At 60.0% G+C, this 25247-nt stretch carries 20 protein-coding genes and 1 pseudogene; 6 read left to right on the forward strand and 15 right to left on the reverse strand.

What is annotated here, in order from left to right:
• Positions 1-63: 63 nt before the first annotated feature.
• From AC1DYF_RS27260 to AC1DYF_RS27270, 3 genes are all read right to left on the reverse strand, one after another.
• Positions 64-813 carry a F0F1 ATP synthase subunit A gene (locus AC1DYF_RS27260; RefSeq protein ID WP_477880300.1) on the reverse strand — a complete coding sequence of 250 codons (750 nt, stop codon included), beginning with the start codon at positions 811-813 and terminating at the stop codon, positions 64-66.
• A 46-nt stretch (positions 814-859) separates the two neighbouring features.
• Entirely contained in the window at positions 860-1213 is a 354-nt protein-coding gene (locus AC1DYF_RS27265) for an AtpZ/AtpI family protein (protein WP_477880302.1), read from the reverse strand.
• Positions 1214-1478: 265 nt separating this feature from the next.
• A complete protein-coding gene (locus tag AC1DYF_RS27270; protein WP_477880303.1) occupies positions 1479-2618 on the reverse strand; it encodes a cell wall hydrolase in 1140 nt (379 codons plus the stop codon).
• A gap of 412 nt (positions 2619-3030) precedes the next feature.
• Between AC1DYF_RS27270 and AC1DYF_RS27275 the strand changes: the two genes are divergently transcribed.
• On the forward strand, positions 3031-4659 hold the full coding sequence (locus tag AC1DYF_RS27275; RefSeq protein WP_477880304.1) for a SulP family inorganic anion transporter: 1629 nt from the start codon (positions 3031-3033) through the stop codon (positions 4657-4659).
• Between the two features lie 74 nt (positions 4660-4733).
• On the opposite strand, the gene AC1DYF_RS27280 is transcribed toward AC1DYF_RS27275, so the two are convergent.
• From AC1DYF_RS27280 to apbC, 3 genes are all read right to left on the reverse strand, one after another.
• The gene (locus AC1DYF_RS27280; RefSeq protein WP_477880306.1) at positions 4734-6644 is read right to left on the reverse strand and encodes a potassium transporter Kup; all 1911 of its coding nucleotides are present in this window, start codon (positions 6642-6644) and stop codon (positions 4734-4736) included.
• A gap of 14 nt (positions 6645-6658) precedes the next feature.
• A complete protein-coding gene (locus AC1DYF_RS27285; RefSeq protein WP_477880308.1) occupies positions 6659-7639 on the reverse strand; it encodes a magnesium transporter CorA family protein in 981 nt (326 codons plus the stop codon).
• A 196-nt stretch (positions 7640-7835) separates the two neighbouring features.
• Entirely contained in the window at positions 7836-9008 is a 1173-nt protein-coding gene (gene apbC, locus AC1DYF_RS27290; protein ID WP_477880310.1) for an iron-sulfur cluster carrier protein ApbC, read from the reverse strand.
• 714 nt (positions 9009-9722) lie between these two features.
• Here apbC and AC1DYF_RS27295 point away from each other — a divergent pair.
• Entirely contained in the window at positions 9723-9881 is a 159-nt protein-coding gene (locus tag AC1DYF_RS27295) for a hypothetical protein (protein WP_477880376.1), read from the forward strand.
• 364 nt (positions 9882-10245) lie between these two features.
• On the opposite strand, the gene AC1DYF_RS27300 is transcribed toward AC1DYF_RS27295, so the two are convergent.
• Both AC1DYF_RS27300 and AC1DYF_RS27305 read right to left on the reverse strand, forming a co-directional pair.
• Positions 10246-11952: an autotransporter outer membrane beta-barrel domain-containing protein gene (locus tag AC1DYF_RS27300; protein WP_477880311.1), complete on the reverse strand. Its 1707-nt coding sequence runs from the start codon at positions 11950-11952 to the stop codon at positions 10246-10248.
• Positions 11953-12168: 216 nt separating this feature from the next.
• Complete coding sequence (locus AC1DYF_RS27305) at positions 12169-12906, reverse strand: LuxR family transcriptional regulator (RefSeq protein WP_477880313.1); 738 nt, start codon at positions 12904-12906, stop codon at positions 12169-12171.
• A 441-nt stretch (positions 12907-13347) separates the two neighbouring features.
• Between AC1DYF_RS27305 and AC1DYF_RS27310 the strand changes: the two genes are divergently transcribed.
• Genes AC1DYF_RS27310 through AC1DYF_RS27325 form a run of 4 tightly spaced genes read left to right on the forward strand, consistent with a single transcriptional unit; the run spans position 13348 to position 16576 of the window.
• A complete protein-coding gene (locus AC1DYF_RS27310) occupies positions 13348-14118 on the forward strand; it encodes an SDR family NAD(P)-dependent oxidoreductase (protein WP_477880315.1) in 771 nt (256 codons plus the stop codon).
• Complete coding sequence (locus AC1DYF_RS27315; protein WP_477880317.1) at positions 14118-15038, forward strand: 2-dehydro-3-deoxygalactonokinase; 921 nt, start codon at positions 14118-14120, stop codon at positions 15036-15038. Before AC1DYF_RS27310 ends, AC1DYF_RS27315 begins: the two co-directional genes overlap by 1 nt.
• 10 nt (positions 15039-15048) lie before the next feature.
• Positions 15049-15681 (forward strand): 2-dehydro-3-deoxy-6-phosphogalactonate aldolase, encoded by a 633-nt coding sequence (locus AC1DYF_RS27320; RefSeq protein ID WP_477880318.1) that lies wholly within the window; start codon positions 15049-15051, stop codon positions 15679-15681.
• Between the two features lies 1 nt (position 15682).
• A complete protein-coding gene (locus AC1DYF_RS27325) occupies positions 15683-16576 on the forward strand; it encodes an SMP-30/gluconolactonase/LRE family protein (protein ID WP_477880320.1) in 894 nt (297 codons plus the stop codon).
• A 17-nt stretch (positions 16577-16593) separates the two neighbouring features.
• Here AC1DYF_RS27325 and AC1DYF_RS27330 read toward each other — a convergent pair whose 3' ends face one another.
• The 7 genes and pseudogenes from AC1DYF_RS27330 to AC1DYF_RS27360 all read right to left on the reverse strand — a co-directional run bounded on the left by AC1DYF_RS27330 (position 16594) and on the right by AC1DYF_RS27360 (position 25197).
• Positions 16594-17466, reverse strand: coding sequence for an SHOCT domain-containing protein (locus AC1DYF_RS27330; protein ID WP_477880322.1), 873 nt, complete (start codon positions 17464-17466; stop codon positions 16594-16596).
• A 118-nt stretch (positions 17467-17584) separates the two neighbouring features.
• Positions 17585-19537 carry an acetoacetate--CoA ligase gene (locus AC1DYF_RS27335; RefSeq protein WP_477880324.1) on the reverse strand — a complete coding sequence of 651 codons (1953 nt, stop codon included), beginning with the start codon at positions 19535-19537 and terminating at the stop codon, positions 17585-17587.
• 146 nt (positions 19538-19683) lie between these two features.
• Positions 19684-20378, reverse strand: a pseudogene (locus tag AC1DYF_RS27340) (ABC transporter permease).
• 12 nt (positions 20379-20390) lie between these two features.
• Positions 20391-21296, reverse strand: coding sequence for an ABC transporter permease subunit (locus tag AC1DYF_RS27345; protein WP_477880326.1), 906 nt, complete (start codon positions 21294-21296; stop codon positions 20391-20393).
• A gap of 11 nt (positions 21297-21307) precedes the next feature.
• Complete coding sequence (locus AC1DYF_RS27350; protein ID WP_477880327.1) at positions 21308-22450, reverse strand: ABC transporter ATP-binding protein; 1143 nt, start codon at positions 22448-22450, stop codon at positions 21308-21310.
• Positions 22451-22554: 104 nt separating this feature from the next.
• Positions 22555-23652, reverse strand: coding sequence for a polyamine ABC transporter substrate-binding protein (locus AC1DYF_RS27355; protein WP_477880329.1), 1098 nt, complete (start codon positions 23650-23652; stop codon positions 22555-22557).
• Positions 23653-23781: 129 nt separating this feature from the next.
• A complete protein-coding gene (locus tag AC1DYF_RS27360) occupies positions 23782-25197 on the reverse strand; it encodes a helix-turn-helix domain-containing protein (protein WP_477880331.1) in 1416 nt (471 codons plus the stop codon).
• Positions 25198-25247 lie beyond the last annotated feature (50 nt).

Raw genomic sequence — 25247 nt, forward strand, 5'->3', positions numbered from 1 at the left:
CCTTTAGTGTCAGTTGTTGCGACTATTGCGTGGCGGGCGTCTTCGCCAGCCGGTTTCTTTTGATTAGTGTCCCGGATGCAGGGCGTCGTTCAGATACATGCAGGTCAGAACGGCAAACACGTAGGCCTGCAGGAAGGCGACCAGGAATTCCAGCGCCGTCAGCGCCACGGTCATGGCAAGCGGCAGGATCGCGCCGACATAGCCGACCGGACCGAGCAGACCGAGCGTGAAGACGAAGCCGGCAAACACTTTCAGGGTGATGTGACCGGCCAGCATGTTGGCGAAAAGACGGACGGAAAGGCTGATCGGACGCGAGAGAAAGGAGATTATCTCAATCGCGCTTACCAGCGGGATCAGCACGGCAGGCACGCCCGACGGCACGAACAAGCCGAAGAAATGGAAACCATGCTTCCAGATACCGTAAATCACCACCGTCAGGATGACGAGAAGCGCCAATGCAAAGGTGACGATGATCTGGCTCGTCACCGTGTAGAAGCCAGGCACCAGGCCGAAGAGGTTCGACAACAGAACGAACATGAACAGCGAAAAGACCAGCGGAAAGAACTTCATGCCCTGGCTGCCGGCACTGTCCTTCAGCATTTTGGCGATGAATTCGTAGGACAATTCTGCAAGCGACTGCGCACGACCGGGAATGACCGCCTTGGCAGACGATGCCCACATCAGAAAGCTAACACCCACGACGACGACGATCACCATGAACAGCGACGAATTGGTAAAGTCGAACTTGCCCAGCGGCACGATCGTGTTGATGTGGAACTGGTGGATCGGATCTACCTTGTCAGGGCTCGCCACGTGCGCTCTCTCTCATTTATCCTGTTCGCCAAACTGCGGATGCAGCTCAGCGCTTGCCGTTCTTCTCGCGGTGCTCGCCAATCCTGTCGACCGGATGAGGGGAATTCACGACCCCTGCCGTTCTCAGGACATTCAAGATGCCCGCACAAAATCCAAGGAGAAGAAAAACGATCAACCCCCACGGCTTGGTGGGTAGGACCAGATCGAGAAGATAGCCGATCATCGCACCGACGATCACGGCGGCGACAAATTCCGATGACAGCTTCAGCGCCTGCGAATAGCCAGTCCGGCCATCATTGGCGGCTTTGTCGTTGCCATCGTCGCCTTGTCGCGCCTGCGCCAGCTTGCTTTCGAGCTGCCGCTTGCGTTCTTCCAGACTGTCCTTGGGGTCCGTCTCCATCCCTTACTCCTCTGAAAAACAGGCCTTAACCCAGTCATTTCAGAGATGCAAGGCCGGTAGGGCCTCGATCGGAAAGCTTGACAGACCCCCGCCTCCAAGCCGGCTGCAACATAGTTTCAGGCTTTCGGATAGTCAAGGCAAGGACGGCCTAGAATTCACGCATTTTTACGCTGTGAAATCAGTGCGTTAACGCAAGGAAGCGTTTTTCCCGTTCAGACCGCGGCGATTCCGTCCGCGGCTGCGGGAATTTTGCCACTGTAAGCTATCAGCTCCAGCCGCCATAGCGGGTGCGGTAGAAGATGTGCAGCCCGATGCGGTCGACGCGGATCATGGTATGTGCCCAGTTCGGACGGACATAGGCCGCGTGGTAGTGGGTCGAATCGCCGATCTCCGGCAGGTAGATCTTGCCCGCCGTGACGGCAAGTGCGATTTCCTGCGCGATCTTGTACTTGGTATGCGACCAGACGATATCAGGGATATGGTCGCAGGCGAAAGAGAACTGGCAGGCATTGGTCCAGTCCTGGTTCTGATAGACGACACCGCAGATCGACTTCGGGAACGTCGGATTACGGACCCGATTCAACACCACCTGCGCCACTGCCGCCTGGCCTTTCAGCGGCTCGTTGGCAGATTCGAAATAGATGGCGTTGGCAAGACATTTCTGTTCCGGCGCGGAGAATACGCTCTCCGGCAGTACATTGGCCGCCCAGGGATGATCGTTTTCCTTGATCTTCGGCACGAAGCGATCCGGCTTCTTCGCGGTCAGGATGGAGTCGAAGGGGGACGGATCATCGCTTGCCGCATCGGGATTGGCATAGGCCGCAGCAAGGCTGTCGGCCGTATCGCTCGTCACCAGGTCCGCCAGCATGACCGGCACGCCATAATCCCTGGCGGTGGGCCTGATCTCGCGGAAGGAGAAGGCAACCTCGACCTGCTTCTGCGACAGTTTCGGTATCGCGAAGACTGTGGTGGTTTGCGGCGAGAAGGCCGGGCCGTAGAGGCTGGCACGCCGGTTGAGGATGCTGCCCGCGGTGAAATCCTTGGGCGGCACGATGCGGTCGACGGCAATCRGCCGGCCCTTCTTCAGATTTCGGGTGACACGATCCTCGTCCGGGGTCGCGGGCACGGGTTTCTCGTCGGGCGAGAGTGCGACGAGCTTGCCATCCGGAAGAACGAGACCGCGAGAAGCGGGATCGAAAGAAGCCCTGTCGACATTCTTGAAGACAAGTTCCTCATTGTGGATCGAGCCGGCCGGCGCGTTGACCATATAGGCCCGCCAACTGGCCGTGTCGCTTGCCCTGGTCGAGAGCAGCGACGCCACGTCGGCGTCGGCAGGGGCGGAAGGCAGTGCGAACAGGCCGCTCAAGGCAAACACTGCGGGCGCCGTCCAATTGGCAATTTTCATTCCCTTGCGCCGGGGCGCCTGTTTACGCTTCGACACGAAAACGCAACTCCAGAAAGACGAAGATGGAGATTCCCGGAAGGCCTTGCCGGCACGCCCCGGAAAACGTTGCGTTAACCATGCGCCGATATGGTTAATAGGCGTTTAATCAGAAAAGCCGAATATGCATTTCCATTGCGATACTGTCGCATCCCGAGACACCCCGTCTTCATCCGCCGATCCGCCTGCGCAACCGCTTCCGCCGCTCCCGCCGCTTTGAATAGGTTGGAAAAAATGGCTGAATTTTGAAGTTCTAATGAAATCGATCACCTCTCCGTGAAATCAATATATGGTAGCGGGCCTCTCCAGGCACCTGTTCTTTTTTAACGAAGCCTTTATAATTGTTGGCCTATTCGGCGCGCCGGCGGAGGGCGGATTGAACAGAGCGGATATTGTCGCAGGGATATCGGTCGCCGGGTTGATGTTGCCCGAGGCCGTCGCCTATTCCGGCATTGCCGGCCTGCCGCCGGAGCGGGCGCTGTTGGCGGCGGTGGTCGGCTGCCTCGTCTACGCCATTTTCGGCCGCAGCCGGTTCGCCGTTGTCAGCCCGACATCCTCGTCGGCGGCAGTCCTCGCCGCCAGCCTCATAGCGCTACAGACGCCAGCCGCCGACAGATTCTTTCTGGTGACCGTGCTGATCGCCGCGGTCAGCCTCATTTTCCTGGTGATGTCGTTGCTGCAACTGGGTGCGCTGGCGGCGCTGATCTCACGGCCGGTGCTGGGCGGCTTCGCTTTTGGCCTGGCGATCACCATCGTTCTCCACCAGCTACCGCTGATGACCGGCGTTGCGGTGCCAGGCGGCAATATCTTCGATTTTGTCTATCATCTGCTCGCTGGTGCACGACAATGGCATCCGGTCAGCCTAGCCACGGGCGTGGTGGCGCTTGCGGCTTTGCTCGTGCTGAAGCGCTGGCGCGCCGTGCCCGGTTCCTTCCTCACCCTTGGCGGCGGCATTGGCGCATCGTGGCTTCTCGATCTGCCGTCGCACGGCGTTGCAGTGGTCGGCGCCATTCCTCTGACCTTGTCGCTGCCGCAAATTCCGGCAAGCGGGCTTACAGAGACGATCCGGCTCCTGCCCTATGCCTTTCCTCTCGTGCTGATCCTGCTGGCGGAATCCTGGGGAACGATCCGTTCGCTGGCGCTCAGGCACGGCGATGCCGTGCAGCCGAATCGGGAACTCGGCGCGCTCGGCGCTGCCAACCTGGCGAGTGCGCTCGTCCAGGGCATGCCGGTCGGTGCGGGCTTTTCCGGAGGTGCGGCGAGCGAAGCGGCGGGGACCGAGAGCCGCTGGGCTGCGGTCGTGGCGGCCGTGGCACTGGCGCTTCTCGTGCTGTCGGCTGGCGGGCTGGTGGCGCGGCTGCCGGAACCGGTATTGGCTGCCGTCGTGATCGCGGCGCTGATGCACGCGCTCAATCCCGCACCGCTCTACCGGCTCTGGCGGCTCGGCCAGGACCAGTATGTCGCACTTGCCGCCACGGCGAGCGTTCTCCTCCTCGGAATCCTCGATGGACTGCTGATCGCCGTGCTTTTGTCTTTCGCGATCTTCATTCGCCGGCTTGCGGTAGCGCATGTTGCCCGGCTCGGGCAGCTCGCCTCGAGCCACGCCTTCGTTGACATCGAGCGGCATGACGATGCGCACGAAATTGCCGGCATCGCGATCTGGCGGCCCTCGCAGCCGCTTTTCTTCGGCAATGCCGAGGCAATGCTAGGCCGGATCGCTTCGATGGCACGCGCAGAGCCTGTCAATCATGCGATCGTGATCAGCCTGGAAGAGACGTTCGAGATCGATACGACGGCGCTCGATGCGATCGTCGAATTCGACACTGCGATCACGCGGACCGGCGTTCAGGTGGTCTACGCTCGCATGCACGACAGGGTTCGGGACCTGCTGTCGGCAGCCAAGGCCGATGCGATCGTCGCGCGCAGCCGCTACAGCGTCGACGATGCGGTTGCATCCATCTCAGGTGTGACGGCAAAGCCGGATATAGCTGCAAGCCAGCGATGATGGCCGGCGAAGCGCTTCGTCAAGGCGGTCGCGCAGCGATTTGTCCGGCGCAGCTCTGGCTGCAAATTGGCAGATCACACCGTCACATGCGCACCGAGTTCGACAACGCGATTGGCCGGCAGGCGGAAATAGTCCGAAGGATCGGTTGCTGCCGTCGCAAGCGCGATGAACAGGCGATCCTGCCAACCCGGCATGCCGGAATTGGCGTCCGGTATAAGCTTGCGCCGGCCGAGATAGAACGACGTCGACATGATGTCGAACTTCAGGCCGGTCTTCCTGAGATGGGCCAGCGCCTGCGACACGTTCTGCGTCTCCTGGAAGCCGAAATTCAGCTCCAGCAGTTGGAAATGCTCCGACAGGCGCTCGATCCGGCCACGGTCCTCGATCGGCACGCGCGGCCGGTTCTGCGTCCTGATCGTCAGGATGATGTTCTGGCTGTGGATGACATGGTTGTGCTTGAGGTTATGCAGCAGCGCCGCCGGCGTCGAACTAGGATCCGAGGTCAGGAAGATCGCGGTGCCCGGCACTTCGATCGGTCCATGCTCGCTCTTCTTCTCCAGTGACTTGATGAAGCTGGAGAGCGGGATATGCGTCCGCCGGCTCTTGTCGAACAGGATGCGCGTGCCGCGCCGCCAGGTCCACATGATGACGATAAAGCAGGAGGCGATCAGCACCGGCACGTAGCCGCCATGATGCAGCTTGCTGAGATTCGAACCAAGGAAAACCGACTCGATTGAGAACAGCGGCGCGATCACCAGCAGTGCCTGAGGCCGGCTCCATTTCCAGAAGATGCGGACGAAATTGTAAAGCAGGATGGTCGAGACCACCATGTCGCCGGTGACCGCAATGCCGTAGGCGACAGCCAGCGATTCAGACGAGCGGAACATCAGCACCAGCGCCATGACGCCGAACAGCAGGACCGTGTTGACCGCCGGCAGGTAGATCTGGCCGGTATTGGATTCGGAGGTATGATAGATTTCCATGCGCGGCAGGAAGCCGAGATGGATCGCCTGTCGCGTCAGCGAGAAGGCGCCGGTGATCACCGCCTGGCTGGCGATGACGGTGGCGACCGTTGCCAGGATCACCGCGGCCACCCGTGTCCACCCTGGGAACATCAGGAAGAACGGATCCGACAGCCCTTCCGGATGCTGCAGCACATAGGCGCCCTGCCCCAGATAGTTCAGGATCAGCGACGGAAAGATCAGACAGAACCAGGCAAGCCGGATCGGCGCGCGGCCGAAATGGCCAAGGTCGGCATAGAGCGCTTCGGCACCGGTGACGGCCAGGAACACCGAGCCCAGAACGATGAAGCCGAGCAAGCCGCTCTTGCCCAGGAACCAGACGGCGAAATAGGGATTGAACGCCTCCAGAATGCTCAGATCGTCGGAAATGTGATAGATGCCGACCGCGGCCATGCTGAGGAACCAAACCGCCATGATCGGTCCGAAGAAGATCGACACGGCGCCCGTCCCGCGCGATTGCACGGCAAACAGGATCACCAGGATAACGACCGAGATCGGCACGACATATTGCTGCAGGCCGGGTGCGACGATTTTCAAACCTTCCACCGCCGAGAGCACCGACAGCGCCGGCGTGATCATCGAATCACCGAGGAACAGCGAGGCGCCGAAAATGCCGATCACCAGCAGGATGCCAGCGCGTCGCTCGCTGACCGCCTTGATGACGAGGGACAAGAGCGCCAGGGTGCCGCCTTCGCCATCGTTGTCCGCTTTCAGCAGAAAAATGACATATTTGAGCGTGACGATGATGGTCAGCGCCCAGAAGAACAGTGAAATCAGCCCGATAATCTCGAAACGGTCGACGCCGTCAAAGGAGACCGGCCGGAGCGATTCACGAAAAGCATAGAGCGGGCTGGTGCCGATGTCGCCATAGACGACACCGACCGAACCGAGGGTCAGGGCGATCAGTTTTCGCGCCGACATGGGGCCGCTGTGGCTACCAGAGTGCAGTGCCTGTTCGGACATGGTGTCTTTCTGACTCAAAGCCAGCCTTTCCAACGAAAGAAAAAGAACGGAATGACGGCCGACACAATCATCAACAGAATTGATGACGGATAGCCGAACATCCATTCAAGTTCGGGCATGAACTTGAAGTTCATGCCATAGATGGAGGCCACGAGCGTGGGCGGCAGGAATACCACGGAAGCGATTGAGAATATCTTGATGATGGCGTTCTGCTCGACATTGATCAGCCCGAGCGATGCGTCCAGCAGGAATGTGATGTTGCCGGAGATGAAGGCCGCATGCTCCGACAGCGACTGAATGTCGCGGGAGGTCGAGCGACAGAGTTCCTTGGCTTCGGGGTCGGCCTGGATGACCGGCACGGTGTAGAGATAGGTGAGCACGCGCGACAGCGATGCCAGGCTGTCGCGGGCCTTGGAGATCAGCCGATGGTGCATGGCGATCTCGGTCAGCAGGTCTTCGAGGAATTTTGGCGGACGGCGCTTCTTTTCAGCCTCGTCAGTCGGAAAGATCTGTTTGAGCAGCTTGTCACCCTTGACCTCGGCATGTTCGAGCACTTCAGCGGTGCGGTCGGTGATCGTCTCGAGCAGCTTGGTGAGCACAGCATGTGCCGTGGACACACCACCGGGAACGCGGCACATCGCGGCGGAGAAAAGCTTGAATGCCTTGGGATCCTCGTAACGGACGGTGACAAGCACCGCATCCGTCAGAACGAAGGCGATGTCGCTTAGGACAGGTATGCCGGTGTCGGCGTGGGCAATAACGGAACCTGTGAGATAGGTCGCCTTGCCTTCCGTATAGAGGCGGCTCGACGGCTCGATATCCTTAAGATCCTGCCGCGTGGGCACCTCGATGCCGGTCAGTGCCTCGGCGTAATGATCCTCGTCGCGCGTCGGGCAGTTGAGATCGAGCCAAACGATATCCGGAGGCAGTGCCGCAAGCCGATGATCGAGCGAAAGCGGGACCGCTTCACCGTTGGAACGGTAAGCGATGATCATCAGGCCAATGCTCCACAGGAGATCATAATCAGCCTCTGCTGAGCCCGCGAGACAGCGATGGTGTGTCACGACGGGCATGTTTCGAATTGTCAGGCATGGCGGGTCATATCGCGCAAAACGCGTTAATAATCAAGAAAAGATTATGGCAGTGCAAAAAGCGCTCTGGTCTGCATGCCGCCGCAAAAGCCCCTGTCCATTATTCGAACACGATCGAGGGCGCGACACGCGGCGCCTTGCCGCTATCGAACAACTGTGTGGCAATCCCTGCGGCGATATCCTTGTAGACTTTGGCATGCGGCCCATCAGGCGCAGAGACGACGACCGGGGTGCCCGCATCGGATGTCTCGCGGATGGTCATGGCGAGCGGCACTTCGCCCAAAAATGGCACACCGATCTTTTCCGCCTCGTGCCGTGCACCGCCATGGCCGAAGATATCATGGCTGGTGCCGCAAACCGGACAGACGAAATGGCTCATATTCTCGACCAGGCCAAGAAGTGGGATTTCCACCTTCTTGAACATGGTGATCGCCTTGCGGGCATCAATCAGTGCCAGATCCTGTGGCGTCGATACGATCACGGCGCCCGAGAGCGGCACTTGCTGTGCCATGGTGAGCTGCGCATCGCCGGTGCCGGGGGGCATATCGACCACCAGCACGTCGAGATCGCCCCAGGCAACCTCGCGCAGCATCTGCAGCAGTGCGGACTGGATCATCGGCCCGCGCCAGATCATCGCCACGTCCTCGTCGACGAGGAAACCCATCGACATGGCCTTCAGGCCATAATTCTCCATCGGCTTGATCAGCTTGCCGTCGATCTGCTGCGGCCGGCCGGAAAGATGCATCAGTCGCGGTATCGACGGACCATAAATGTCGGCGTCGAGAATAGCGGCCTTGTGGCCGAGCGCGTTGAGCCCCAGCGCGATATTGATCGCCGTCGTCGACTTGCCGACGCCACCCTTGCCGGAGGCCACGGCAATGATGTGCTTGACGCCGGGAATGCCGGGCTTCGGCGGCTGTGCATTGCCGGGACCGCGGGCGGGATGGGGATGCGCATGCTGGGGACGCCCCTGCGGCGGCGCCGGCTGCGGCCGAGCCACCGGCTGGCCGGCAGTGCCCGCCTTTTTGTCAGCTGTCAGGGCCGCGAAGGCGCCACTCATGCCGGGCATTTCCTTGACCACCCGCTCTGCGGCGAGCCGCAGCGGCTCGAGTTCCTTGGCCCGATCGGCCGGCACGGTGATGGAGAAATAGGCCTTGCCGTCGGAGATGAACACGTCGGAGACGAGGCCCATATCGACAATGTTGCCTTCCATGTCCGGGCCGCGAATCGTCCGCAGCCGTTCCAGGACGTCGTTGCCGGTGATTTCTGCCATTTTTTCGACCTCATGCTTATCCGGACTAGATAAGCGATCATCGACCGGCAGCCAACGCCTGGAGCGAAAGAATCCGTCGCAAACAAAAGCCGCCGTCCACGCCACCCCTCGCTAGCGCGGGTAGACGACGTGAAAGGCGGCTTTGCCTTCGTACACCTTCTCATGAGGTGCTTTTCGATCCCCTCCGGATCTGAGAGGAGAAAAGCAGGAAGCATGCCATGTGCCATTGGGAAAAATATCTTTTGACTTCAATATCTTGCAAAGATGGGGCTCCGCCCCCTCATCTGGGCTCCAATCGGCTGCCAATTTTTTCATGACGCCGCTGCTTTTTTGGGCATGCAGGCGATCTTCTGTGTTGTCGAAAGCAGTCCTGGAGGAACGGAGCGGACAAACGACTGCGCTTGCCGACTTGCCCTCCCAGTCGACTTTCCTTAATCTGAACCCATGATGCTTGAGCAATCCGATTTCCGGAAGAGACGCGTGCGCCATAGGGGCGCACCGACCTCGTTCGGAGATCGAAATGCATTACAAGCGGAAAAGGCCGCGGATTGCAGTATGCGGGCTGTGCAAACCCCATAAGACGAATGGGATGTGTCCCAAGCATAAAAATATGCAGTTCGGCAATCGTCGCCGTTTCGAAACCGGTACAGACCAATTGCGCTGTGAAGGTTTGAAGGCCCCGCCCCAAGGCGGCAAGACTTGGAGCTGATCCAATTGCGAATGAAGACATGGCTGATCGCACTTGGCGTATTGATCGCAGCGCTCGCGGTCGGCCTTCTCGTCATGGGCCTGACCGGCTTTGCTGACGTGCCGTGCCAGGACGGCGTCTGGGACGCGAGCAAGCACACCTGCATACCGACACATGGTATGTAGCGTGCTGGCGAATTGTCAGAAGCGCCCAAGGAATCGGAAGGCCCGGAAAAGTGAACCCGCCCGGCAGGGCTGCGGGCGGGTTTTACCAGCAAGCGTCTTCGTCCGCAAAAGCGGAGGAAGTGGGGTCCGCCGTGCTAGAGTTTCAAGGACACTCTGACCGGTTATTTATCGAATAATCAGAACGCGGAAAAATGATATCCCCCAATTGGGGTATGCCGCTGAAAAATCGCGAAATTCGGATCACAAATGATGAACCGATTTGTTGAAGTGTTCCCATCAATCCCACAAAAAAACAAATGCCTTCCGAAATCAATCGGAAGACGCATTCTTGTCGCGGCGTGCTTAAGGCTTCTTATTTAGTCTATCAGAAAACAAAATTGCTGTCCGAAAGCCGCCCGCTGGATACGTGATCGAGTGTCAACTGGTCCCCAGCACCACCAAGGTCAATGATAGTACCACCAGCGCCGTCACTGCTGAAATGCGTTTTAAGATCGTTGAAATTAGAGATACCAGTGACGCCGCTCAGATCGATCTTCTCTGTAGTGAAATCGAAGTCGGTGATCTCGTCCTTGCCGTCACCCGTGTTGAATATGAAGGTGTCGACGCCGTTGCCGCCGGTCAACTTGTCAGCACCCTTACCGCCACCGAGGAAGTCGGCGCCATTGCTGCCGCCGAGTGTATCGCTGAAGTCGCTGCCGATCAGCTTTTCGAAGTTCCAGAACCGAATCTTGCCCGACGATGTCGCCTGTGCGCTGTCATCGCCTAGCGAAATGTTCACGCCGCCGGCTGCGACGTTCTTGAAGTTAATCGTGTCAATGCCGCTGCCGCCGTTGAAGGTCGAGTCGTTCTTCAAGTCCGTCATGTCGCCGAAAAAGATCGTGTCATTGCCGGTGCCCATAGAAGCATGGCCGATGCTGGCAGCGCCGGTATAGATGGCGTCGTTTCCGGTGCCCATCTGTGCCGTGCCGATTTCGCCTTTCCTCGCGTCGATGACATCATCATCATCGCCGGTCACAGCCTGGTTCAGGTTGCAGCCGTTTTGCAGAGTGATCGTGTCCGTGCCATCGGTGATCTGCAGGGCGTCGACATACTGGCCCCCGAAGACCAGGGTGTTGGTGCCGCCGCCGATGTCGATGGTGCCCACAGCGTCGTGGAAGATCAACGACTTGTTGCCGGGGCCGGCCATCAACTGCCCGACATGACCGTCAGCCTCGACAGTGCTGCTGCCGTCGGAGAGGCGAATGACGCCCGCGCCGCCGGCGCCGACATGGATCGTCTGGTCGCCAAGATAGGTGACGATGGCCGAAACGGTACCCTTGCCGGTGGTGATGACGTTGTCACCCTTCGCGAGGTTGATCACGGCAACCGAACCATCGCCGGTGGTGACATGATCGTCGCCGGTGTCGCCCATGATCGTGCCGACATTGCCCTTGCCGGTGATATTGACCACGTTGTCGCCATCGCCCAGATTCATCATCGAGACGCCGCCGTCGCCAACGGTGACCGTATCGTCACCCTTGCCGGTCAGGATCGACTGAATCACGCCCTTGCCCGTCGTGATCGTGTTTTTCCCGTCTCCGAGGTCGATCGAATCGACGGTGCCGCTGCCCGTCGTGACTTTGTCATTGCCATCGTAAGCAAGAATCGAATGGACCTTGCCCGACCCGATCTTGACGCTATTGTTGCCGCCAACAACGTTGAGCATGTCGACGCCGCCGTCGCCGATCGTGACGCGGTCAGCGGCATTGCTGCCCTCGTACATATCGACATGGGTGTTGGTGAGTGTGACATTGTTGCCGAGACCGCCCGAAAGCGTCATCGACCCGATCGTTGCTCCTGCGGATCCGGTTTTGTCGTTGATGACGGTCATCAGGTTCGGGCTGTTAATGCCCTCGATATGCCTGACCATCCAGCCGCTGTTGGCCAGGTTCAGCGTGACCGTAACATCCTGCTTGACCTCGCCGGAGTGGAAAGAGACATAATCGAGCTTGCTGCTCTTCCACGTATAATCGTCATCCAGGGTGAATTTCGATGAGCCATCGAGCGTGACCGACGTATTCTTCGTTACCACTACCGTTCTCCCGAGATTGAATATGTAGCGAATGGGCAGACACCGAACCACAGTAAGATGCCCACTGCAAAAGATGCTTACCAAACGCTACTCGCCCACCAAACGCTGCACCGTTTTGTAGTTTATGGTTTAGCGGGTGTGAATGTCAGCTGAATAAAATCTGCGTGACCCGCCAGCGTCCCGACGGCGGATTTCCCGATCACGGCGCGATGCGCCTCAGTTGATGATGCCCATCCTGAGCGCCTTCGCCACGGCCTGAGTCCGGTTGACCGTGTCGAGCTTCTTGGTCGCGCGGTTAAGATAGTGGTTCACCGTATGCTCGGACAGACTCAATATATCGGAAATTTCGACGCTGGTCTTACCCGCAGCCGTCCAGTTGAGGCAATCGATCTCGCGCTGGGTAAGATCGTCGCCCGTTTTCTGATCGCGGCCGCTGATCTGGTAGATCCGTTCGAACACATAGGTGCTGATCATATTGAGTTGCAGCACTTCATAACTCGAATAGGGCTCCCGGTCGCCGGAAAAACCGACAGCGCCGCGGTCGCCGCCAGGATCGCAAACCGGGAAGAAAATGCCGCGTGGCATATGATAACGTTCGAAGGCCTCGAACACCCTGGCGCGCTGCGTCTCCGGCAGCTTGTGCGTCAATTGCGAAACATCGGCCAGGAAAGGCAAGGACGACGTTCGGATGTGATGGATCGTCAGGCTGTGCTGCAGGAGACCTTCGGCGTCATATTTCGCCAATAGGTCAGACGGCCAATTGGTGATCACGGAGGCAGCCTGGAGCGCCTGAGTCGTCGCGCCCGGAATGCGCATCACGATGAAAGCGCGGGCCCGGAACAGTTCCGTCGTCTTCTTTAGAAATCGCAGCACGTCGAATTGCGTCGCTGCCGCCGAGATTTCCTTCAGCAACGCGTCATGATCCACGCCGTCGGCGTTGTCTTTTTCAGACATTTCGTTCCGTTTGCCGGCTCTCGTCGAAGCAGCAAATCCCGTTTCCGTTGAAAACAGCGTTCAGGCCCATTCAAATACAACTTTCATGCGGTGCTTTGGTTCAAGCTTGTGTGATGCGAACGCCTAGCGGGAAAACCGGCGAATAGATGCCGGGAAAACCATAGGTAACACAATGTCCGATGGATTGGCTCCGGGAAAACCATTTAAGAATAGCCTTATATTGACTTGATGCCAGAGCGGCCTTTGATTCGCCAGTATCGTGTACCTGTTTCTTCGGCAGACTTATCAATTCCCACATTTTCGTTAATGCCCGATTCAATTGTATGATTTTAGCCGACGGGGGTTTCCTGCCATTGGCTTCCGTCCTATAGAGATCGCCTCTGCAGTCGCATTTTCGCACGAAGGCGACGCTTTCAATCCTCGGAGGGAGACCGATCCGGCATGGGCATGCCATCCGCGACATTTGCTGATTTGAGCGGCGTCGGCGTGCTGGTCACCGGCGGTGCATCCGGCATAGGGGCGGCACTCGTCCGGGGTTTTGCGGCACAGGGATCGAAGGTTGCGATCGTTGACCGCGATCGAGAGGCGGCGCTCAGGACGGTGGATGACGTCTCGGTCGCGACCGGCTACCGCCCGCATTTCGAACATGCCGATCTCCGCGACGTCGCGGCCGCGCAGCGCGCTGTGCGAAATGCCGCCGAGGCGCTCGGCGGGTTGAAGGTGGTGGTCAACAATGCCGCCTGGGACGACCGTCACGACTTCGATACTGTCACCGAGGCCTATTGGAACGACAATATCGCCGTCAATCTCCGGCCGGCCTTCTTCGTCAGCCAGGCGGCAGCACCGTATCTACGCACTGGCGGCGGCGGCGCGATCATCAATTTCTCGTCGATCGCCTTCCTGCTCAACATGCCGGAAATTCCGGTCTATGAGACTGCCAAGGCCGGCATCATCGGCATGACCAAGGCGCTGGCCGGCAAGTTGGGCGACGGCAATATCCGGGTCAATGCCATCCTGCCGGGCATGGTGATCACCGAACGGCAGAAGGCGCTCTGGGTCAGCGATGCCTCCGCCGAGGCGCATCGCCTGCAGCAGGCGCTCAAATTCACCCTCATGCCCGAAGATCTGATCGGCCCGTGCCTGTTTTTGGCCTCCGATTGCTCCGCGGCGATAACCGCTCAATCCTTGATCGTTGATGGAGGCTATCTCTGATGCCAGAACCGCAATTCATAGCGGTGGACTGGGGCACGTCCAGCTTTCGCCTGTGGCTGATCGGCGAAGATGACGAGGTGCTTGCCGAAAGCCGCTCCGGCGAGGGGATGACCACTGCTCGCGAAACCGGTTTTGAGGCTGTGCTCGACAATCACCTCAAGACAGTGCAGGCGCCGGACGGGCTGCCTGTGATCGTCTGCGGCATGGCCGGCGCCAAGCAGGGCTGGAAGGAAGCGGGCTATATCGATGTGCCGGCAAAACTCTCCGACATCCCGGATCAGGCGGTCCGAATCGAGGGCCAGGCGCGCGACATCCGCATACTGCCCGGCTTGGCGCAGCGCGACCCGCACTCCGCCGACGTCATCCGCGGCGAGGAGACGCAATTGCTCGGCTCCTCACACCGGATGAGAAGCAGCGACTGCCTCGTCGCCATGCCCGGCACGCATTCGAAATGGGTGCGCGTCGTGCGCGACGAAGTGCTGGGCTTTGCCACCTTCATGACCGGTGAACTGTTCTCGGCGATTTCGAAACACACGATCCTGTCGATGGCGATGCAGGATTCGACCGGCTTCGACGGCGCCAACCCGGCTTTCACCGACGCGGTGTTCTCAGCCTACAAGGAACCGGAATTCACCTCCAGCCGGCTGTTCTCGTCCGTGCGCGCCCGCGGCCTGCTGTTCTCCGTGACGCCGGTCGAGGCCGAAGCCACTCTATCAGGCACGATGATCGGCCTCGAACTTGCCGGCGCGCTGAAATCGGCGCCGAAGGATACGCCCGTCGTGCTCGTCGTCTCCGGCAAGCTGCGGGGCCTCTACGAAGCGGCCTTCCATCGCGTCGGCCTGACATTTTCGACCATCGATGCCGACGACGCGGTCCGTCAGGGCCTGTCGCATGCGGCGCGTAGCATCTGGTCATTGTAAAGGACTGTTCATGGACCGCATCCCCTTCCCCGACATGCCCTATCCGCTGGTCGCGATCCTGCGCGGCCTGACGCCGGCCGAGACACCGGCGGCGCTCGACGCGCTGCTCGGCGCCGGCTTCCGGGCGATCGAAATCCCGCTCAATTCGCCGGAGCCGTTCAAGTCGATCGAGATCGCCGCGAAAATGGCGCCGGCCGATGCGCTGATCGGCGCCGGCACCGTGCTGACCGTCGCCGATGTCGACCGGCTGGAAAGTSCCGGCGGAAGACTGTTCGTCAGCCCGAATGTCGACCTGCCGGTACTGTCGCATGCCGTCGCCAGGAAAATGGTGACGCTGCCCGGCGTTTTCACGCCCAGCGAGGCACTTGCCGCTGCCGCCGCTGGTGCCACGGGCCTCAAATTCTTCCCCGCCAGCGCGCTCGGCCCGTCTGGCATCACCGCTATTCGCGCCGTGCTGCCACCGGATCTGCTGATTGCTGCCGTCGGCGGCGTCTCGGACGAGAATTTCGCCGACTATGCCAAAGCGGGCGTCAAGGCTTTCGGCCTCGGCTCCAGCATCTTCAAGCCGGGCATGGACGCGGCCGACATTTCCCGACGCGCCATCGCCACGATCAGCGCCTATCGCCACGTCTTCGGAGCCTGAAATGATCACCGCACAGCCCTTTGCCGGCACCGCCCTGAGCAATGTCCATGATCACCTTGGCGAAGGCCCGACCTATGATCCGGCGACCGATACCGCCTGGTGGCTCAACATTCTCGACAGTGAACTGGTCGAGCTTCACCTCGAAAGCGGCAAGCGCTCGGTGCACAAACTGCCTTGCATGGGCAGCGTCGTCGCGCGCGTCGACGGCGGCCGGCAAGTGCTTGCGACGGAAAATGGTCTCTACCTGCGCGACATGGCAACCGGCCAGTTCACGCTTGTCACGCCGATCGAAGACGATCGGCCGGACATGCGCTCCAATGACGGCCGGGTGCATCCTTCAGGCGCGCTGTGGTACGGCACGATGAAGAAAGGTCAGGAAGGCCGCAAGGGCGCGGGCTCGATCTACCATGTCGTCGGCGGCGTGGTGACAAAGCTCTTTCCCGAGATTTCGATTCCGAACGGCATCTGCTTTTCGCCCGACGGCACGGTCGGCTATTTCGTCGATACGATGGAAAACCGCTATATGCGCGTGCCGGTCGATCCATTGACCGGGCTGCCGACGGGCGAACCGCAGATCTTCGTCGACGAAGCCAGCGAGGACGGGGGCATTGACGGTTCGGTCTGCGATGCCGAAGGCTATGTCTGGAATGCGCATTGGAGCGTCGGCGAAGTGCATCGCTATTCGCCGAACGGCGAATTGACCGCCATCTATTCGGTGCCGTCAAAGCTCACCACCTGCCCGGCCTTCATCGGCAAGAAGGCCGACCGACTGCTGGTGACCTCCGCCCGCGAAGGTCTCGATGCCGACGCGATGAAAGCGGACCCACAGGCCGGCTTCACCTATGATCTCGGCATCAGCGTAAAGGGCATCGTCGAGCCGGCCTATCGGCTGTAGAACCTTTCAGAGTTGCATCAAAGCCGGCTCAGCAGGTCGGCTTTCTTCGCCTGGAATTCGTCGTCGGTCAGAATACCCTTGGCGTATAGTTCCGCCAGCCGTTCGATCTTGCCAAAAATGTCGTCATCGGTTGACGCACCGGCAGACGGAGGAGCCGTTGGTGATATCGCTGTCTGCTGAACGGTATTCTGTACAGGAGGCGGGGCCATCTCCGGCGCGCCTGGTGTCTCCGGCGCGGTAAATTCCGGCCGCGGCGGGGCGGAAGCGGCAACGTCGCGGACGCCGGCCGGCGGCACGATGTCCAGTGACGACAGATTGACCAAGCCATATTGCGAGGTGAACGTCAGCGACTGGTCGCCGCTCTGCTGCTGCGAAAAGCCGCCGATCTGGTGATCCCTGGTGTCATAGACGGTGACCCGGCCGCCGACATTGATCGCAAGACGATGCGTCGCCGGAAAGAACGCATAGCGCAGGTCGTTCTGGGCGCCCGTCGAAGCGGCGTAACCCAAATCCTCCGGCCACCAATTGCCGGAGGTGAATGCTCCCGGGACGAACAGGCTGACGCCGGCGCCGGCGCCCTGGGATTGCGATTGGGACTGCAGCGGTGCCGCTGGCCGGAAGATGTTGGCACTGCGCGCCAGTCCGGCAAGTTCGTTGCAAAGCCCGTCGACCCTGGCCTTGAGCCCGTTGTTGAACATGTCGCCGACCATGATCATGCCGCCCTGGGACCATTGTCCCATGCCGCCGAGATCCGGATGGTTGAACTGGGCCTGCGTCGTCTGGCCGGCAATGACGGCCATCAGCAGATGTTGCACCGCGTCGAAACTGACACCATAGCGCCCTGCGATCTCGCTGAGAATCCGGCGTCCCTCTTCGGTGAATTCTGCCACTGCGCCACTCCTGTTGCGGAGATCGCAGCCCGATGCGGCGAACTCGACCAACGGCTATCATTTATCCTCGATCGTTGACAGCAATTATGCCGTCCGCCACCGCGACTGCTTTCGCGGCTCAGTTTTTCAGCTGATCGAGCCCCCTGTAGAGCTCCAGCGCCTCCGGATTGGCGAGCGCCTCCTTGTTCTTCACCGGGCGGCCATGCACCACCTCACGGACTGCCAGTTCGACGATCTTGCCGGATTTGGTGCGCGGGATATCGGCGACCTGGATGATCTTGGCCGGCACGTGCCGCGGCGAGGCGCCGGTGCGGATCTTGGTCTTGATCTTCTTGTCGAGCTCGGCGTCGAGCGCCAAACCCGGTGCCAGCCGAACAAACAGGATGACGCGGACGTCATCTTCCCAATCCTGGCCGATGCAGATGGCTTCTGCCACTTCAGAGAGCTGTTCGACCTGATTGTAGATCTCGGCGGTGCCGATACGCACACCGCCGGGATTGAGCGTCGCATCCGAGCGGCCGTGGATGATCATGCCGCCGTGCTCGGTCCATTCGGCGAAATCGCCGTGGCACCAGATATTGTCGAAACGTTCGAAATAGGCGGCCCGATATTTTGCGCCATCCTTGTCATTCCAGAAGCCGACCGGCATGGAGGGGAAGGCCTTGGCGCAGACCAGTTCGCCCTTCTCGCCGACCACATGCTGACCCTCATCGTTCCAGACGTCGACAGCAAGGCCGAGGCCGGCCCCCTGGATCTCGCCGCGCCAGACCGGCAGGATCGGATTGCCAAGCACGAAGCAGGAGACGATGTCGGTGCCGCCCGAGATCGAGGCAAGCTGGATGTCGTGCTTGATGCCTTCGTAGACGAAGGAGAAGCCTTCAGGCGACAGCGGCGAACCGGTCGAGGTGATCAGGCGCAATTCCGAGAGGTCATGCGTCTTGATCGGCTCGATGCCGCCCTTGCGGACCGCATCGATATATTTGGCCGACGTGCCGAAAATGGCAAATTTCTCGTCGGCGGCATAGTTCCAGAGCACATTGCCATCCGGTGCGAAGGGCGAGCCGTCGAACAGGCAGAGCGTGGCGCCGGAGGCCAGCCCCGACACCAGCCAGTTCCACATCATCCAGCCGCAGGTGGTGAAATAGAAGAGCCGGTCCCCCGCTTTCAGATCGCAATGGAAGCGCTGTTCCTTGAGATGCTGCAGCAGCGTGCCGCCGGCGGAATGGACGATGCATTTCGGCACGCCGGTCGTGCCGGAGGAAAACAGGATATAAAGCGGATGCGAAAACGGCAGCGGCTCGAACTCGACCGGCTTTGCCTCATAGGGCGAGACGAAGGCATCGAGCGTGCGGCCATCGGCAAGCGAGCCGGCAAGCGCCTCGGCATCGCCGGCATAGTGCACAACCAGAACTGGCGTCTGCAGGCGCGGCTCGACGGCGCGCACCTTGTCGGAAACATCCTGCAGTTTGCCGTTATACCAATAGCCATCGCAGCAGATGAACAGTTTCGGTTCGATCTGGCCGAAACGGTCGAGCACGCCCTGCTCACCGAAGTCTGGCGAGCATGACGACCAGATGGCGCCGATCGAGCTTGTAGCGAGCATGCAGGCGATGGTTTCGGGCATATTCGGCATCATGGCCGAGACGCGGTCACCCTTGCCGATGCCCATGGCCCGGAAGGCCTGCTGCAGGCGCGAGACCATGGCATGCAGGCGGTCCCAGCTCCAGCGGCCCTCGACCCTGTCCTCACCACGGAAGATCATTGCGTCATCCGAGCCGGTCTTCGGCAGCAGGTTCTCGGCGAAGTTCAGCGACGCATCGGGGAAGAACCGGGCGTCGAGCATCACGTCGCCATGGATCAGGTCGCGGGCACCTTTTTCACCCTTCACTGCGCAAAAGTCCCAGACCGCTGACCAGAAGGCGCCGCGATCCTCGATCGACCATTGATGGAAGGCGGGGTGATCCGGGAGCGAAATCGCATTCCGAACCGCACAGAAATCGCGGAACTTCGTCATCGCGCTTTCGGCAATCCGCGCCGCGCTCGGCGACCAAAGCGGTGTATTCTCTCCCATCGAACCCTCCAAGATGTATTCAAATTCGAATATCAAGCCGTTCGCTGCAATGCAACAGAACCGTGGCCGCACCATAGGGCAAGCGGTGCGGCCGGGCTTGTCTTGAAAGTGACGTCGATGTCGTATTTTGCGGGCGCGCCGGCGAGCTATGCTTGTGCCATTGCCGCCCTCTCATCGCGCTGGCGCTGGATTTCCGCTCGCTTCGTCGTGATCGAGCCGATGATCACGCCGATGGTGACGATGGCAATCAGGATCGAGCAGGCGGCGTTGATTTCCGGCGTCACGCCGAGCCGCACCTGGCTGTAGATCTTGATCGGCAGCGTCGCTTGACCGGCGGGCAGCCGAGATCGAGTGCCGCCTCCTCCAGGCTACGGTCGAAGGTGATCAACCGCGACTGGATGACGACCGCTGCATAACACATGGTGAAGGTGGTGTGCGCGAAGACGATGGTCCAGAAGCCGCGGTCGACGTTGACGGCGACGAACAGCAGGAGCAGCGAGAGGCCGGTTATGACATCCGGCATGACCAGCGGCGCATAGATCATGCCGGAGAACAAGATGCGCCCGGGAAACCGGACGAAGCGCACCAGCGACAGCGCTGCCAGCGTACCCAGGATAGTACCCATCGAGGCGCTAAGGACGGCGACGCGGATCGTCACCCAAGCGGCATCCATCAGGCTCTGATTCGACCACATCTGCGAATACCAGCGTGTCGAGAAGCCGCCCCAGACGGTCACCAGCTTGGAGTCGTTGAACGAATAGATCACCAGGATCAGGATCGGGATATAGAGGAAAGCAAACCCGATGGTGAGGATGACGGGATCGATCTTTGCGGATTTCATGGTCGCCCCCCCTCAAACTTTCTGCTGCTGGTTCTGGTAGATCGCAATCGGAACCACCAGCAAGAGCAGAAGGATGACGGCGACGGCGGAGGCCAGCGGCCAATCACGATTGCCGAAGAATTCCGTCCACAGCGTCTTGCCGATCATCAGCGTGTCGGGACCGCCTAAGAGGTCGGGGATGACGAATTCACCGGTGATCGGGATGAAGCAGATCATCGCGCCGGCGACGACGCCCGGCAATGACAAGGGGAAAGTGATCCGCCAGAACGATTTCATCGGCGGGCAACCGAGGTCGCTCGCGGCTTCCAGCAAGGTGCCATCCATCTTTTCCAGCGCCGAATAGAGCGGCAGGATCATGAACGGCAGGTAGGAGTAGACAATGCCGATATACACGGCCGTTTGAGTATGGAAGATCTGCACCTGCTGGTCAGGGCCGAGGATGTGCAGCGTCTGCAGCAGCAACGTCAGCAGACCTTCCGGCTTTAGAATACCGATCCAGGCGTAAACGCGGATCAGGAACGAGGTCCAGAAGGGCAGGATCACCAGCATGAGCAGCGTCGGGCGGATCGTCGCAGGGGCGCGTGCCATGGCAAGCGCGATCGGATAGCCGACGAGCAAGAGCAGGATGGTCGAGACGGAGGCGATCAGCAACGAATTCAGGTAGGACATATAGTAGAGCTGATCCTCGGTCAGCGCCGTATAGTTCTCGAAATCGAGCTGCGAGAAGAAGTCGCCAAGCTTCGAAAAGCCTTGGAATACCGGCGTATAGGGCGGCATCGAAATGGCTGTCTCTGACATCGAGATCTTCAGGATGATGAAGAACGGGACGAAGAAGAACAGCAGCAGCCAGACATAGGGGACGATCACCACCAGCCAACGGGCGGGGCTCTGGTGTTGCGCGGCGGGGACATCTGCCATCGGCTCGTCTCCTATCGTGTCAGCACGAGACCGGCATCTGCCGGCCAGGTGAGCCAAACCGTGTCCTCGAAAGTGATCGGGCGGTCGACAAGGCGGGCGACATTGGCCTGCGCGGCACGCATGATGCGGCCATCGTCGAGTTTAACGATGAATACCGAGAAGTCGCCGAGATAGCCAATATCCAGCACCTCGCCATGGGCGACGTTCATTGATGTATCGGCCGGCTGGTCGAGCGAAATCCTGACCTTCTCCGGACGGACAGCGAAGGCAACATCATTGCCGGCGACTGCCGTGCATTCCTGTGCAACAGTGACCGAAAGCCCGGCGCAATTGATGCGGACCTGGCCGGCCTCGTTGGACACGACCTTGCCATCGAAAATGTTGATGTCGCCGATAAAGTCGGCAACGTAGCGCGAATTGGGAGCTTCGTAGATTTCCGCCGCCGTCGCGACCTGCACGATGACACCTTTGTCCATGACAGCGATGCGATCCGAAACGGTCATTGCCTCTTCCTGGTCATGGGTGACGATTAGGAAGGTGAGGCCTAGCGTGTGCTGGATGTCCATCAGTTCGAACTGGGTTTCCTCACGCAGCTTGCGGTCAAGCGCGCCGAGCGGTTCGTCGAGCAGCAGCACTTTCGGACGCTTGGCGAGCGAGCGGGCAAGGGCGACGCGCTGACGCTGGCCGCCGGAAAGCTGGCTCGGCTTGCGCGCGGCGAATTCCTTGAGCTTGACCAGCGCCAGCATCTCGTCGACGCGGGCATCGATCTCGTTCTTCGGCAGCTTGTCCTGTTCCAGGCCGAAGGCGATATTCTTCTTCACCGTCATATGCGGAAAGAGTGCATAGGACTGGAACATCATATTGGTGGGTCGCTTATAGGGCGGCACGCCGGAAATGTCCTTGCCTTGCAGAAGGATGCGGCCCTCGGTCGGTTCCTCGAAGCCAGCCAGCATGCGCATCAGCGTGGTCTTGCCGCAGCCCGACGGGCCGAGCAGCGAGAAGAATTCCTTCTCGTAGATATCGAGCGTGAGGTTCTTGACGGCAACGAAATCGCCAAAACGTTTGGTGACATTTTCGAAACGGATAAAGGGCTTCGCAGCCGGATCATCCCACGGGGTGAATTTGCGCTTTACCGGTCCGAGAGATTTCGCCATTCCCCTGTGCCACCTTTTTGATGATCATTGATATCTAAGATCGGCGCGCCCCTGTGCGCCTGAGAAAGAATGGGGCGGTCTAGCCGCCCCATCCGAAAGTCCGGTTATTTGCCAGTCTTGACCTGCGTCCAGAGCCGGTTGAGCACCCGCTGTTCCTTCGGCCCATAGGGCGAGATGGTGAACAGCTTCTTCATCATCTCGGCGTTCGGATAGACGTTGGGGTTGTTGAGGATGGCCGCATCGACGAATTTCTGCGAAGCGAGGTTGCCGTTGGCATATTGGACATAGTTCGACGACTTGGCGATGACATCCGGCCGCATCAGGTAATTGATGAAGGCGTGCGCCGCGTCGACATGCTTGGCGTCTGCCGGGATCGCCAGGTTGTCGAACCACATATAGGTGCCTTCCTTGGGGATCACATACTCGATCTTCACCCCGTTCTTGGCTTCCGTGGCGCGGTTCTTGGCCTGCAGCACGTCGCCCGACCAGCCGATGGTGATGCAGATGTCGCCATTCGCCAGGTCGTCAATATAGGCCGACGAGTTGAAGGTACGGGCATATTGGCGAATGTTCTGGTAGACCTGACCACCGGCCTCGAGGTCTTCCTTCTTCTTGCTGTCACCGCTCTTGCCGACATAGTTCATGGCAATGGCGATGGTTTCGTCGGACGCATCGAGAATGTTGATGCCGCATTTCTGTAGCTTGGCGGCATTTTCAGGCTTGAACAGCACGTCCCAGCTGTCGATCTTGACGTCGCCGAGTGCTGCCTTGACCTTGTCGACATTGTAGCCGATGCCGGTCGTGCCCCACATATAATTGACGGCATACTGATTGTCCGGGTCGTACTTGGCAAGGCGGCCCATGACATCCGGCCACATGTTCTTCAGGTTCGGCAGCTTGGACTTGTCGAGCTTCTGGAAGACGCCGGCCTGGATCTGGCGGGCGAGGAAGGGTGCGGTCGGCACCACGACGTCATAGCCCGAGCCGCCGGCCAGGAGTTTCGTTTCAAGAAGGTCGTTGGAATCGAAAACGTCGTAGACGACTTTGATGCCGGTTTCCTTGGTGAAATCGGTGAGAATGGAATTGTCGATGTAATCGGACCAGTTGTAGACGTTGACAACTTTGTCCTCAGCGCTGGCAGGGCTTGCCAGCAACAGCGCAGCCGTCATCGTGACAGCCAAGCCAAATAGCTGTTTCTTCATCATAATCTCCTGTTTGAACCAGCCCGCCATTCTACCGACGGGTCCGGCGTTCCACTCTCCAGGACAGCAGATTAGAAAGGATTTTTTCGGCCGACAACTAAAAAATTTGTATTTTGCTCGGAAGTGTTTCTATTGGAAATCGAAGACGCTGAGGCCGGCGACCATTTCGTCCAGGCCCAACGGACGGGTGACCGGCGGCTCGGCGCGCGCCAGGCAGCCGGGACGCTCGCAAAGTCGGCAGCCGGTACCAATCGCCAGGAGTGGGGATGTGGCGGCCAGTTGGCCGTAAACAGTGTGCCCCATATGGGCGGCTTCGCAGCCGATCAGCAAGGCAGTCCGCCGCACACGCTCGCCGAAGCCGGCGATCGGCCCCTCCAGCGTCCGAGCGATCAGCAGATAGCGCGCGCCGTCCATCAGCTCGACAGTTTCGGCAAGAATCTGCCCAGGTGCGGCGAAGGCGGCGTGGATGTTGAGTTTCGGACAGTGACCACCGAAGCGCGCCTGCGGAAAACCGTGGCTGCCGGCCGCACGGATACGATTTCCGGCGATATCAACCTCCATGACGAAGAACGGCACTCCCGCCGCACCCGATCGCTGCAGACTGGTGAGACGGCTTGCCGCCTGTTCGAAGGAGACGCGGAAACGAGCACAGAGCAGGCCGATATCGTATTGCGCCTTTTGCGCTGCCGACAGGAAGACGCCATAAGGCATCATCAGCGCCAGCGCCGCGTAACGCGCAAGCTCGAAGCGGGCGATGCGCCTCGCCTCGCCGGAGGAAAGATTGAGACCTTCCAGCGTCGCGGCGATTTCCTTCCTGAGCGCAATCTGACAGGCCTCCTGCGCCATCTCCCGCAACTGATCATGCGGATAAAGCCGCTCCGACAGAAACAGCCGCATCGAATGCCGGTCGTAGCGGCGGCGGAGGTTGGGCATGGCATGCACCGGCAGCGTCCGGACGACGATGCCGCAATCGGCCCGCAGCCAGTTGCGGATGGCGCCTGCCAGATCCTCGCCAGCGTCAAGCTGGGCATGGAAAGCCTCGGCGGCGGTGTCGATACCTTCATGAAAATTCGGCCGTGCGGCAAAATGCTCCCGCACCTCGTCCATCGGCATCTTCGCCGCCGAGACCGAGGTATCGTGGCCAGCCTGGGCCAGGAGTGCCGCGAGATCGCTGAGCCGCGCCGCCTGTTCTTTGTAGGCGCGATAGAGTTTTACCATGCCCTGCGCCGCATTGGGGGCCGCCTCGGCGACTTCAATCAGTTCATCGCCGCCGGGAATCTCGCCTGCAAGCAGCGGATCGGCGAAAGCCTCCTTCAACTGGCCGATCACGCCGCCGCTCTCGTCGCGCAGTTCCTCGACATCGACCTTGTAGACGGAGGCAAGCTTGAGGATCAATTGCACCGTGATCGGCCGCTGATTGCGCTCGATGAGGTTGAGGTAGGATGGCGAGATGCCAAGCCCCTCGGCCATCGCCATCTGGGTAACACCGAGCCGATTGCGGATACGGCGCACGCGCGGGCCGGCAAAAATTTTGGTTTCCGCCAATTGTCAATCCTTTTTACAGAATGTGCCCAGCGTCATCTTTGACAAAATTT

The sequence above is a fragment of the Rhizobium sp. P2_G9 genome, from assembly GCF_056403475.1.

Bases quoted from the DNA above. Each gene is read 5' to 3' on its own strand.
- AC1DYF_RS27265 (WP_477880302.1), bottom strand. From the start codon at position 1,213: ATGGAGACGGACCCCAAGGACAGTCTGGAAGAACGCAAGCGGCAGCTC.
- AC1DYF_RS27280 (WP_477880306.1), bottom strand. From the start codon at position 6,644: ATGTCCGAACAGGCACTGCACTCTGGTAGCCACAGCGGCCCCATGTCG.
- AC1DYF_RS27285 (WP_477880308.1), bottom strand. From the start codon at position 7,639: ATGATCATCGCTTACCGTTCCAACGGTGAAGCGGTCCCGCTTTCGCTC.
- apbC (WP_477880310.1), bottom strand. From the start codon at position 9,008: ATGGCAGAAATCACCGGCAACGACGTCCTGGAACGGCTGCGGACGATT.
- AC1DYF_RS27305 (WP_477880313.1), bottom strand. From the start codon at position 12,906: ATGTCTGAAAAAGACAACGCCGACGGCGTGGATCATGACGCGTTGCTG.
- AC1DYF_RS27310 (WP_477880315.1), top strand. From the start codon at position 13,348: ATGGGCATGCCATCCGCGACATTTGCTGATTTGAGCGGCGTCGGCGTG.
- AC1DYF_RS27315 (WP_477880317.1), top strand. From the start codon at position 14,118: ATGCCAGAACCGCAATTCATAGCGGTGGACTGGGGCACGTCCAGCTTT.
- AC1DYF_RS27325 (WP_477880320.1), top strand. From the start codon at position 15,683: ATGATCACCGCACAGCCCTTTGCCGGCACCGCCCTGAGCAATGTCCAT.
- AC1DYF_RS27335 (WP_477880324.1), bottom strand. From the start codon at position 19,537: ATGGGAGAGAATACACCGCTTTGGTCGCCGAGCGCGGCGCGGATTGCC.
- AC1DYF_RS27345 (WP_477880326.1), bottom strand. From the start codon at position 21,296: ATGGCAGATGTCCCCGCCGCGCAACACCAGAGCCCCGCCCGTTGGCTG.
- AC1DYF_RS27350 (WP_477880327.1), bottom strand. From the start codon at position 22,450: ATGGCGAAATCTCTCGGACCGGTAAAGCGCAAATTCACCCCGTGGGAT.
- AC1DYF_RS27355 (WP_477880329.1), bottom strand. From the start codon at position 23,652: ATGAAGAAACAGCTATTTGGCTTGGCTGTCACGATGACGGCTGCGCTG.